The organism is Mycobacterium sp., from assembly GCF_044342925.1.
GTDB lineage: Bacteria > Actinomycetota > Actinomycetes > Mycobacteriales > Mycobacteriaceae > Mycobacterium.
The window spans coordinates 17,596-28,029 of sequence record NZ_JBIIOV010000020.1 but is presented as its reverse complement, the minus strand read 5'-3'; the positions used below and the strand labels follow the sequence as shown (position 1 = coordinate 28,029).

General features: G+C 68.5%; 14 protein-coding genes. 2 read left to right on the top strand and 12 right to left on the bottom strand.

Annotated features, from left to right (window positions below; translation table 11 throughout):
* The 12 genes from ADBZ6I_RS04035 to ADBZ6I_RS03980 all read right to left on the bottom strand — a co-directional run.
* Positions 1–720: MBL fold metallo-hydrolase (locus ADBZ6I_RS04035; RefSeq protein ID WP_526381107.1), on the bottom strand; the 720-nt coding region annotated here is incomplete at its 3' end.
* A gap of 58 nt (positions 721–778) precedes the next feature.
* Positions 779–1,066 (bottom strand): acylphosphatase, encoded by a 288-nt coding sequence (locus ADBZ6I_RS04030; RefSeq protein ID WP_526381105.1) that lies wholly within the window; start codon positions 1,064–1,066, stop codon positions 779–781.
* A complete protein-coding gene (locus ADBZ6I_RS04025) occupies positions 1,063–1,476 on the bottom strand; it encodes an OsmC family protein (RefSeq protein WP_526381103.1) in 414 nt (137 codons plus the stop codon). Before ADBZ6I_RS04025 ends, ADBZ6I_RS04030 begins: the two co-directional genes overlap by 4 nt.
* Before the next feature lie 10 nt (positions 1,477–1,486).
* Entirely contained in the window at positions 1,487–2,338 is an 852-nt protein-coding gene (gene mutM, locus ADBZ6I_RS04020) for a DNA-formamidopyrimidine glycosylase (protein ID WP_526381101.1), read from the bottom strand.
* The gene (gene rnc, locus ADBZ6I_RS04015; protein ID WP_526381099.1) at positions 2,331–3,089 is read right to left on the bottom strand and encodes a ribonuclease III; all 759 of its coding nucleotides are present in this window, start codon (positions 3,087–3,089) and stop codon (positions 2,331–2,333) included. The genes mutM and rnc overlap by 8 nt, the downstream gene beginning before the upstream one ends.
* Positions 3,086–3,658, bottom strand: a complete 573-nt coding sequence (locus ADBZ6I_RS04010; RefSeq protein ID WP_526381097.1) for a YceD family protein — start codon at positions 3,656–3,658, stop codon at positions 3,086–3,088. The genes rnc and ADBZ6I_RS04010 overlap by 4 nt, the downstream gene beginning before the upstream one ends.
* A gap of 53 nt (positions 3,659–3,711) precedes the next feature.
* Positions 3,712–4,449: a cell division protein SepIVA gene (gene sepIVA, locus ADBZ6I_RS04005; protein ID WP_526381095.1), complete on the bottom strand. Its 738-nt coding sequence runs from the start codon at positions 4,447–4,449 to the stop codon at positions 3,712–3,714.
* Between the two features lie 92 nt (positions 4,450–4,541).
* Positions 4,542–5,021: a pantetheine-phosphate adenylyltransferase gene (gene coaD, locus ADBZ6I_RS04000; RefSeq protein WP_526381093.1), complete on the bottom strand. Its 480-nt coding sequence runs from the start codon at positions 5,019–5,021 to the stop codon at positions 4,542–4,544.
* A 9-nt stretch (positions 5,022–5,030) separates the two neighbouring features.
* Complete coding sequence (rsmD, locus tag ADBZ6I_RS03995) at positions 5,031–5,594, bottom strand: 16S rRNA (guanine(966)-N(2))-methyltransferase RsmD (RefSeq protein ID WP_526381091.1); 564 nt, start codon at positions 5,592–5,594, stop codon at positions 5,031–5,033.
* Between the two features lie 27 nt (positions 5,595–5,621).
* Positions 5,622–6,257, bottom strand: coding sequence for a vitamin K epoxide reductase family protein (locus ADBZ6I_RS03990; RefSeq protein ID WP_526381089.1), 636 nt, complete (start codon positions 6,255–6,257; stop codon positions 5,622–5,624).
* On the bottom strand, positions 6,254–7,036 hold the full coding sequence (locus tag ADBZ6I_RS03985) for a DsbA family protein (RefSeq protein WP_526381087.1): 783 nt from the start codon (positions 7,034–7,036) through the stop codon (positions 6,254–6,256). Before ADBZ6I_RS03985 ends, ADBZ6I_RS03990 begins: the two co-directional genes overlap by 4 nt.
* A 69-nt stretch (positions 7,037–7,105) precedes the next feature.
* Positions 7,106–8,176: an alpha/beta hydrolase gene (locus ADBZ6I_RS03980; protein WP_526381085.1), complete on the bottom strand. Its 1,071-nt coding sequence runs from the start codon at positions 8,174–8,176 to the stop codon at positions 7,106–7,108.
* An 84-nt stretch (positions 8,177–8,260) separates the two neighbouring features.
* On the opposite strand from ADBZ6I_RS03980, the gene ADBZ6I_RS03975 reads away from it, so the two are divergent.
* Together ADBZ6I_RS03975 and ADBZ6I_RS03970 are read left to right on the top strand one after the other, a co-directional pair.
* Positions 8,261–9,094 carry an aldo/keto reductase gene (locus ADBZ6I_RS03975; protein ID WP_526381083.1) on the top strand — a complete coding sequence of 278 codons (834 nt, stop codon included), beginning with the start codon at positions 8,261–8,263 and terminating at the stop codon, positions 9,092–9,094.
* Between the two features lie 183 nt (positions 9,095–9,277).
* Positions 9,278–10,417 carry a hypothetical protein gene (locus tag ADBZ6I_RS03970; RefSeq protein WP_526381081.1) on the top strand — a complete coding sequence of 380 codons (1,140 nt, stop codon included), beginning with the start codon at positions 9,278–9,280 and terminating at the stop codon, positions 10,415–10,417.
* Positions 10,418–10,434: the final 17 nt, after the last annotated feature.

The following is a 10,434-nucleotide window of genomic DNA, read 5'->3' as shown; positions in this document are numbered from 1 at the left end:
GGCCGGACCCATGTGCGCGTAGTAGGCCGGGAAGACGTCCAGGCCGGCCAGCAGCTTGGTCACGAACTCCTCCTCGGCCTCGGTCAGGGCCGGGTTGATCGTCTTCTCGTTGCCGATCGTCGAGGACAATCCCTGAGCCTGGGTCGCCGCGCAGAAGGAACCAAAGCCGTGGGTGGGATAAATCGGGGTCTCGTCATCGAGGGTGTCGGCCAGGCGGCGCACCGAATGCCATTGGTCGTGGGCCTGTTTGACGGCCATGTCCGGCGCGACCAGGTCGGGACGGCCGACGCTGCCGTAGAGCAGCGAGCCGCCGGTGAACACCGCACCCCGGTGATCGCCCTTGCGCACCGAGAAGGAGACGTGGTGCGGAGTGTGGCCGGGGGTATGGATGACGTCGACGGTCATCTCGCCGACGGCGAAGGAGTCGCCGTCGTGCACAGCCAGTGCCTCGTAGGACACCTCCACATCGCCAGGAACGACGTAGGTGGCGCCGTGCCGGCGGGCCAGCTCCAGGCCGCCGGTGACGTAGTCGTTGTGGATGTGGGTCTCAGCGACGTGCGTCAGCCTCAGGCCGTGCTCGGCGAGCAGTTCGTCGATCCGGTCGAAGTCCCGCTGTGGATCGACGACGAGGGCGGCAGAGCCGTCATGGGCGATGTAGCTTCGGTCGCCCAGTCCGCTGGAATCCAACGGGATGACGTGGGGCGCTGCGGTGTCTTGCATTGGGGTCCTCCGAGAGAGCGGTGTCGGTGCTTCCGGATCCAACTATACCCCCGGGGGTTTATCGTTCGCGGAACCCCCTGATCGGCTCGCCCGCCGAAGTGAAGTCGGCCACCACGTTGTCCACCCGGCCGGGGGTCGTTTCGCCGCGCAACAGCTCCAGCAGTTGCTCGCAAGCCGGCCGCGGCCCCTGGGCGACTATCAGCACCCGGCCGTCGAACTGGTTGCTGGCATAGCCCGTCAGGCCTAATTCCAACGCCCGCGATCGGGTCCACCAGCGGAAACCCACGCCCTGCACGTAGCCGTGCACCCAGGCCGTCAGACGCACCTCGTCGCCCGCGGCCGTCACCGATCCACCTCCGCCACCTCGAAGGTGATCTCCGCGCCGGTCTTGAGCGTGCGTCCGACCGTGCACACCTGGTCGATGGCCCGGGTGACCACGATCAGCAGCCGCTCCGTGTCCTGCGCGGACAGTCCGGAGAGGTCGATCTCCAGGGTTTCGTTGAGCACCGGGTAGCGCTCCTGCTCGCGGTCGGCCGGCCCGGCTACCCGGATGACGGCCGGGTAGTCGTCGCCGAGCCGCCGGCGCAGCGGCTGGTCGCTGGAGAGCCCACTGCAGCCGGCCAGCGCGATCTTGAGCAGCTCACCGGGAGTGAACACCCCGTCGTCGGTCTCCGAGCCGATCAGCACCTCCGCGCCGCGGCTGCTGCGCCCGGTGTAGCGGCGGATGCCGGTGCGTTCCACCCAGAGTTCGGTCATCGTCGTGAGATTACCGGCGCGGCCGCGGCTGACAGACCGGGCAGTAGAACGACGAGCGGTTCATGAACTTCTCCCGCCGGATCACCGCGCCGCAGCGACGGCAGGGCCGGTCCTCGCGGCCGTAGACGTTGAGCGAGCGATCGAAGTAACCCGACTGCCCGTTGACGTTGACGTAGAGCGAGTCGAACGACGTGCCGCCCTCCCGCAGCGCCTCGCGCATCACCTCGGCGGCACAGTCGAGCACCCCGGCGAGTTGGCGGCGGGTCAGCTTCTCGGCGATGCGCGCACCGTTGACACCGGCCCGCCACAGCGCCTCGTCGGCGTAGATGTTGCCGATCCCGGAGACGACGGTCTGGTCGAGCAGTTGGCGCTTGATCTCAGAATGCTTACGGCGCAACACATTCACCACCGCATCGCGGTCGAACCGCGGGTCCAGCGGATCGCGGGCGATGTGCGCGACGGGCTCCGGCAGCCGGCTGCCGTCGACGGTGACCAGATCGGCGAGTTGCCAGCCGCCGAAGGTGCGCTGGTCGACGAAGCTCAGCGCGGTGCCGTCGTCGAGGACGGTGGCGATGCGCAGATGCTCCACCTTGGCGACCGGACCGAGCAGCATCTGGCCGCTCATGCCCAGGTGCACCACCAGCGCGGTCGCCTGGTCATCGAAAGTGAGCCACAGGTACTTTCCCCGCCGATCGGTCCCGGTGATGCGCGCCCCGAGCAGCCGGGCGGCCAGGTCCGCCGCGCCGGGCTCGTGCCGGCGCACCGCGCGGGGGTGGCGAACCTCGACCGCGGCGACCGTCTTACCGGCGACGTGGGCCTGCAGGCCGCGGCGCACCACCTCGACTTCGGGAAGCTCAGGCATCCAGGTCGGCGGTGGCGGCGGTGGGGTCAGCGGCGTCAGTGGCCTCGGCGGCCGCAAAGACTGGCGGCTCGGCGTCCAGTGCCCGCCAGGCCTGCGCCGCGGCGTCGGTTTCGGCGGCTTTCTTCGAGCGGCCCTCGCCGGTGCCGTAGGCCTCGCCGTTGACGTACACCACGGCGGCGAACCGGCGGTCGTGGTCGGGGCCTTCGGCGCTGACCTCGTAGCGCGGGACACCCAGGCCGCGGGCCGCGGTCAGCTCCTGCAGACTCGACTTCCATTCCAGGGCGGCACCAAGTGTGGGGGCGGTGTCGATCAGATCCTCGAACAGGCGCAGGATCACCCGCCGCGCGCCGTCCAACCCATGCTGCAGGTAGACCGCACCGAGCAGGGATTCCAGCGTGTCGGCGAGGATGCTGGACTTGCCGTGTCCCCCGGTGTTGACCTCGCCGCGCCCCAGCAACAGGTATTCACCGAGCCCGTCGTCGGTCAGTTCGCGGGCAACCCCGGCCAGCGCCTGACTGTTGACGATGCTGTTGCGCAGCTTGGCCAGGTCGCCTTCGGAGTTGTCCGGGTGCCGGCGGAACAGCTCCTCGACGATCACCAGTCCCAGCACGGCGTCGCCGAGTAGCTCCAGGCGTTCGTTGGTCGGCAGGCCGCCGTTCTCGTAGGCGTAGCTGCGGTGGGTCAGTGCCAGCGTCAGCAGGTCGTCGGGCAGTTCGGCGCCAAGCGCGTCGAGCAGGTTCCGTCGGGTCACGAAGACTGTCCGTCCGGCGGGAACAGACCGGCCAGCTTGGCCCAGCGCGGATCGATCTCGTCGTGCTGGTGCTCCGGGCCGGCGCTGCTCAGCGCGACGCCGCACGTGGGGCACAGTCCGGGGCAGTCCTCGCGGCAGACCGGTGCGAACGGCAATGCCAGGCCGACGGCGTCGATGATGGGTTGCTCGATGTTGACGGTCTGGTCGATGACGTGGCCGACCTCGTCGTCCTCGGTGGTGGATTCGGTGAGGCTGTCGGGATAGGCGAACAGTTCGGTCAGTGCGATGTCGATCTCGCCGGTGACCGGTTCCAGACAGCGTGAACATTCACCGCGGGTCGGGCCATGGACGGTGCCGGTGACCAGAACGCCTTCGGACACCGACTCCAGCCGCAGGTCGAGGTCCAGCGGGGCGCCCGGCTCGATCGCGATGAGGTCCAAGCCGATCCGCGCCGGGCTGGGCTCGGTCTGCCGGATCTCGTGCATGGCGCCGGGGCGCCGGCCGAGCCGCGAGACGTCGAACACCAGCGGCGAGCGCGGGTCGGCTGCCGCGTTGGGAGTCCTCGCCATAACGGCGATCCTACGGTGCCCGTCGGACGGCGAGTCCTAACCCGCGGGACCGGCTAGTGCTGCACGTAGTCGTGCGTGCCCGCGGCGGTGCGCAGCTGATGGCGGCCGCGGCTCACCGAGCGCAGGGTGCCGTTGAGGTACTCCTCGAACTGCGCCAGCTTGTTGTCGACGTAGATGTCGCATTCGCCGCGCAGGCGGTCGGCCTCGGCGTGGGCGGCATCGACGAGCCGGGTCGCCTCGGCGTTCGCCGACTGCACCACCTCGGTCGAGGAGACCAGCCGCTGCTGCTCTTTGATGCCTTCCTGCACGGCGTTCTCGTAGGAGATGTTGCCCTGCTCGACCAGGCGGTCGGCCTCGGCGCGGGCGCGGGTGGTGGCCGCCTCGTGGTCGCGCTTGGCTGCCGCGGAGAGCCGAGCGGCCTCCTCACGGGCCTCGTTGACCATGGTCTCGCTGTGCGAACGCGCCTCGGCGACCATCCGGTCGGCGTGGGACTTGGCGTCGGACAACAGCCGGTCGGCCTCGGCGCGGGCGTGGCTGAGCAGGGAGTCGGCTTCGCCGTTGGCACTGGAGACGGTGGTCTCGGCGTGCTCCTTGGCGTCGCGCAGCATGCCGTCACGGATGTCGAGCACGTCCTGGGCGTCATCCAACTCGCCGGGGATAGCGTCCTTGATGTCGTCGATCAGCTCCAGCACGTCGCCGCGGGGAACCACGCAACCGGCCGTCATCGGCACGCCGCGGGCCTCTTCGACGATCGCGCTCAGTTCGTCCAGCGCTTCAAAAACTCGGTACACGGGGCCACCCTCCAGCTCTCACGTTGGTAGTGACCAGTGTGCCTGGTGTTACGCGTGTGACTGTGGTGGCGATGCGGTGTGTCGCCGCCTATTTATTCGCGTCCCAGCTTGCCCTGCAGCCGGCGGTTGACCGATTCCGGCAGCAGCGCCGAGACGTCGCCGCCGAGCCCGGCCACCTCCTTGGCCAGCGAGGACGAGACGAACGAGTACTGCGCGGTGGTGGCTACGAAGAAGGTATCCACCCCGGCGATGTGCTTGTTCATCTGCGCCATCTGCAGTTCGTACTCGAAGTCGGTGCCGGTGCGCAGACCCTTGACGATCGCGGTGAACCCCCGGGCCTTGACGAAGTCCACGACGAGGCCCTCACCGGCCTCCGCGCGCAGGTTCGGCAGGTGTGCGCAGGACTCCTCGATCATGGCGATGCGCTCGTCGATGGCGAACATGCCCGACTTCTTTGGGTTGACGAGCACCGCGACGATGACCTCGTCGAACTGGGCGGCGGCGCGTTCGAAGACGTCGACGTGCCCAAGGGTCACCGGGTCGAAGGATCCGGGACAGACCGCGCCACTCATGCGAAAACGCTAGCAGTCACCCGGGCCCACCTCGGCGGCCTCCAGACGAGTGTCGCCGTAGCGACGCACCGGCCAGGCCGTCCAACCGGGCGGCCAGGTCAGCGCCGACGCCGAAACCGGCCGTTCCACCACGATCACGCTGCCCGCGCACACCCAGCCGCCGTCGCGCAGGGCGGTGAGGATGGACTCCAGCTGCCCGGTCGAGAGCTCGTAAGGCGGGTCGGCGAACACCAGGTCCATCGGCGCGGGCGCCGGGGCGGACAGCACCGCACCCACCGCACCGCGGCGAACCGCGGCGCCGGGCAGGCCGACGGTGGCGATGTTGCGGGTGATGACGTCGGCGGCACGCCGGTCGCTCTCGACCAACAGCACCGACTCGGCCCCCCGCGACAGTGCCTCCAGACCCAGTGCCCCGGACCCGGCGTAGAGGTCGAGCACCCGCACGCCGTCGAAATCCAGGCGGGCCGCCAGAACGTTGAAGAGCGCTTCGCGGACCCGGTCGGTGGTGGGCCGGGCGGTCGACGGCACCACCAGGCGCCGGCCGCCCGCCGCGCCGGCGACGATACGGGTCACGGCGCTAGATCGTTCCGGCCACGGACGTCAGATCAGCGTGGACCAGTAGTCCCAGAAGCGGACCAGGATGAGCAGCAACAGCCCGGTGAACCACAGCACCACCAGCGGCCAGCGCCACTGGTAGACGGCGTTCGCCACCGGGTTGGACTCCATCACCGGACGCAACGCGGTCGCCGCCACCACCGCGAACAGCGGCACGGTCACCGACCAGACCACCATGCAGTAGGGGCACAGCGCGCCGATCCGGTAGAGACTCTGGAAAGCCAGCCAGTGCACGAAAGCCAAGCCGAGGCCGGTCCCGATCGTTAGACCCACCCAGTACCACCGCGGCAGCCCGACCCGCGCCAGCGCCAGCACACCGGTCACGATCACCAGCGTGAAGGCGATGATGCCGAACAGCGGGTTGGGCGGACCGAAGACCGAAGCCTGTGGGGTGCCGATCACCGACCCGCACGCCAGCACCGGGTTGATGCTGCAACTCGGCACGAACGCGGGATCCTTGAGCATCTCGATCTTCTCGACCAGCAACGTCGAGGACGCGATCAGACCGACGACGCCGGCGATCAGCACCAACCAGGCGCTGGGCCGGCTCATCGGGACGCCAGGCGCCGCCCCCGTGCGAGGCTCGACGGCCTCGGCGGCGGCGGGCGTGGCGAGGCTCACTGCGCCGGCGCCGGAGTCGGCGCCGGAGCCGGGGCCGGCGGGGACGACGGAGGCGCGGGCATCAGGGCCGGCATCGGGCCGACGATCGCCCGGACCTTGGCCAGCAGTTCATCGGGGGTGGCCGGGTTGATGTCCTGGCCGTTGAGGCGAATCGTCGGCGTCGCGGTGATATTCGACGCGGCAGCCAGGCCCTTGGCCTTCTTCTCGTACTTACCCTTACTGATGCACTCCGGAACACCCCCGGTGACACCGGCCTGACGTGCGATTTCAGTCAGTCTGGCGTTGTCGGGACCGGAGCCGGAGCCCTCCTGAGGCTGCTGGGCGAACAGTGCGGAGTGGAACCGCACGAAGGCTTCCTTGTTCTCGTCGGCCACGCAGTAGGCAGCGTTGGCGGCGCGGGAGGAATAACCGTTGTTAGTGCGGTTGAGGATCGCCACCATGTAGTAGTCGACGGCCGCGGCTCCGCTGTCGGAGAGCTTGGCCAACGTCGGCCCGAAGGTCTTGGCGAAGTCCCGGCAGTGCGGGCACTGGAAGTCCTCGTAGATGGACAGCACGGCCTTGGGCTCGTCGGTGCCTTCCTTCTTGACCAGCGCCCCGGAGGCGACGCGCACGGCCTGGGTGTCGCCGACGCCCTTGTCCTTACCCGAGATGATGTAGAAGACAAGCCCGACGGCGAAGAGCACCACGATGGCGGTCAGGCCAATTTTGATGAACATGTCACGCTTGCGATCCGCAGCGTTGAGGTCGTAGCGGGGCGAGCTTTTCTTATTGGTGGCCACAGTCGGCTGATCCTCGCTTGTCGGTCATGTTTCGGCGCCTCCTACAGTACCGGCGGCACCTCTGGGTTTTCAGTTACGGGCCAGGTGGGCGCGCAGAGCGGAGATCATCTCCGCGTTGGCCTGAGCCACGCCGCCGCCGAGCACGTTCAGATTGATGAATCCGTGGATCATCGTCGACATCTGCCGGTGGTCAACGGTGACTCCGGCCTCGCGCAGCTTGGCCGCGTACTGGTCGCCTTCGTCGCGCAGCGGATCGAAACCGGCGGTGACCACGAGTGCGGGAGACAGTCCCGCCAGATCATCGGCCAGCACCGGGGAAACCAGCGGGTCGGTCCTATCCAGGCCGGACCCCTCAAGGTAGGTGTCCTGGAACCACTCGACATCGTGCTTGGTGAGCAGGAAACCGTCGCCCAGCAGTGAACGGGAGCGGGTTCCACCGCGCATATCGGAGAGCGGGTAGATCAGCCACTGCAGCGACGGCAACGGATCCCCGGCGTCGCGGGCCAGCCGGGTGACCACCGCTGCCAGGTTGCCGCCGGCGCTGTCGCCGCCGACCGCCACCCGTCGCGGGTCGGCGCCCAAGTCGGCGGCGTGCTGCCGCGCCCACCGGTAGGCGGCGAGGGCGTCGTCGACGGCGGCCGGAGCGCGATGCTCAGGAGCCCGCCGGTAGTCGACCGCCAACACGTGGATGCCGGCGTCGCGGGTGATCAGCCGGCACGCCGAGTCGTGGCTGTCCAGGTCTCCCAGCACCCAGCCGCCACCGTGGAAGAAGACCAGCAATGGAGCCGGGGACTCGCCGGTCGCGGGGCGATAGTGCCGCGCCGGAATGGCGCCCGCCGGACCCGGAACGGACACCTGCACGACTTCGGCGACGCGAACATCTCGTTCATCGAGGGTCTGGCTCAGGACCGCGAAATTGGCCCTGCTCAGCAGTGCGTCGTCGGCGATTACCAGGCCGTTGGCGCCGGTGGCGCGCTGGGCGGCCAGCAGCACCTGCAAAGACGGGTCCAAGGTATTACCGTCGATCGTCACCGCCCGGCCGCCGGAGAGCAGTCGCTTGGCCCCGTCCGGCAATTTCGGAATCACCTTGACGCCGAACCGGTTGCCGACAGCCAGCACCCGCTCCTTGACGGTTGTCATGAGCCGCAGCTTACGCCGGTCGGCACTCGTACTATCCTCAGCCGAATCCGCTCGACCGGAACCATCGATGCACAGGCAGGTGACATGACACCGACGGCCGCCATCCCCACCGTCACACTCAATGACGACCACACCATTCCGGTGCTGGGTCTGAGCGTCTCCGATCTCCCGCCGGCCGAAGCCGAAACGGCCGTGGCGGCCGCCCTGGCGGTCGGCTACCGCTTGATCGACATGTCCGCCGGTAGCAACGAGGAAGCGGTCGGCCGTGCCATCGCCGCGGCGGGCATTGCCCGCGAGGAGCTATACATCACCACCACGCTGGCGACCGCCGACCAGGGCTTCCAATCGTCGCAGGACGCGTGCAAGGCCAGCCTGGCCCGGCTTGGTCTGGAGTATGTCGACCTCTACCTGATCGATTGGCCGGCGGAGGAGAACGGCAAGTACATCGACGCCTGGGGCGGCGTGATGAAGTCCAAGGAGGTCGGCGACACCCGATCGATCGGCGTCAGCAATTTCACCGCCGAACACCTCTCCAACATCATCGACCTGTCTTTCTTCACACCTGCGGTCAACCGGATCGAGCTGCATCCGCTGCTCAACCAGTCCGAATTGCGTGCGGTGCACGCCCAGCACTCGATCACCACCGGGGCCTACTGCCCGCTCGGTGCCGGCACGCTGCTGGAGAACCCGGCGGTCACCGATATCGCTGCGGCGCAAGGCAAGTCGCCGGCCCAGGTGCTCATCCGGTGGAGCATCCAGTTGGGCAATGTAGTGATTCCCCGGGCCTCCAGTGCGGCGCACCTGGCCGAGAACATCGACGTGTTCGGCTTCGAATTGACCGGCGACCAGATGGACGCCCTCAGCGGGCTCGACGACGGGACCCGGTTCCGTCCGAATCCGGAGACCACCGACGATTGACAAGCAAGCCGGGCAACGTGACGGATAGTTGAGACGTTCAGCCCGCTTTCAGCTAGGGTCCCTGCCTATCAGGTAAATCACAGGAAGGGACCTGGACCTATGCACGTAACACCTCGCTCGTACCTCACCGCTGGCATCGCAGCCCTCGGGGCGGGCGCCATTGCCCTCTCCTCCATTCAGCCCATGCCCGCGCAGATGGCACAGGCCCCGGAACGGGTCGTCAGCGACCTCGCGGTCAGTCTGGCTGCCAGCGTCGACCCGATCCAGCTGTGGCAGGAAGTGATCGACCGCTCGGTCAACAACTTCGGCAACCTGTGGTTCAGCTACTGGGAACGGCCGCTGCCGATCGCCTCGACCATCCTGTTCAACCAGTTCACCTACGCCGCTGAGCTGTTCAACGGCGAAGGATCCCGGATTCCCGGCCAGATCTCGGACAACTTCCAGACCTTCTTCGACGTCCAGACCCAAGTGAATCTGGACACCCTGGATGCCCTTCACCTGACCGCTTGGGGCCTCCTGCCGTCGTTCGTCGACATCCCGGAGAACCTGCAGCCGGTTCTCGACCTGACCACCACCTGGTCCGCCGGACAGCTCATCGGCCTGTTCGGCCCGGCACTCGCCAGCACCATCCAGCTGGTGAACAGCATCGACAACATCCGGAACGCACCGGATTCCGAGACCGCGCTGAATGAGCTCATCAACCTGCCGGCGCGCCTGGTGGACGCCAACCTCAACGGTGGGCAAACCCTGGATCTGACCAGCCTGGTAGCTTCGCTGCTGCCCAGGCAGATCACCAAGGTCGGCATCACATTCGGCGGCATGCTCAGCCCCGGCGGGTCGATCTTCAATTCGATCGACCTGGTCACCAAGCCGTTCCTGCCGCTCAGCCAGACCGAGGTTCCGATCCCGGGTGTGGGTGCCGGCCTCGCCGGCTCGTCGATCGAGCTGGGCAAGCAGATCGGCGCCGCCATCGACGTCGGCCCCTTCGTCCCGACACCGCCCACCGCAGCCGCAGCGCCGGCCGCCGCGGCGGCGACTCCGGCAGTGCCGGCAACACCGGCGGTCCCGGCGACCCCGGCCGTCCCCGCGACCGACGACACTCCGGCGACACCGGCCGTCCCGGCCACCCCGGCAGTGCCGGCGACCCCGGCCGTACCGGCCGCTCCGGTCGTCGACGCCGCACCGGTCGAGGCCCCGGCTCCGGAGGCCCCGACGGCACGCGGCCGGTCTGCCGCCGGCAGCGCCAACGCCGGTAACGAAACAGCCACCCGGGCTTCGGCCCGCGGAACGGCCAAGTCGGCGTCCGCCCGCGGCGCAAGCTAGCCACAGAACGCCGAACG

What these genes read in the sequence shown, in the direction of transcription:
- ADBZ6I_RS04025 (WP_526381103.1), bottom strand. Translation starts at nt 1,476, where the DNA reads ATGACCGAACTCTGGGTGGAACGCACCGGCATCCGCCGCTACACCGGG.
- mutM (WP_526381101.1), bottom strand. Translation starts at nt 2,338, where the DNA reads ATGCCTGAGCTTCCCGAAGTCGAGGTGGTGCGCCGCGGCCTGCAGGCC.
- ADBZ6I_RS04010 (WP_526381097.1), bottom strand. Translation starts at nt 3,658, where the DNA reads ATGGCGAGGACTCCCAACGCGGCAGCCGACCCGCGCTCGCCGCTGGTG.
- coaD (WP_526381093.1), bottom strand. Translation starts at nt 5,021, where the DNA reads ATGAGTGGCGCGGTCTGTCCCGGATCCTTCGACCCGGTGACCCTTGGG.
- ADBZ6I_RS03980 (WP_526381085.1), bottom strand. Translation starts at nt 8,176, where the DNA reads ATGACAACCGTCAAGGAGCGGGTGCTGGCTGTCGGCAACCGGTTCGGC.
- ADBZ6I_RS03975 (WP_526381083.1), top strand. Translation starts at nt 8,261, where the DNA reads ATGACACCGACGGCCGCCATCCCCACCGTCACACTCAATGACGACCAC.
- ADBZ6I_RS03970 (WP_526381081.1), top strand. Translation starts at nt 9,278, where the DNA reads ATGCCCGCGCAGATGGCACAGGCCCCGGAACGGGTCGTCAGCGACCTC.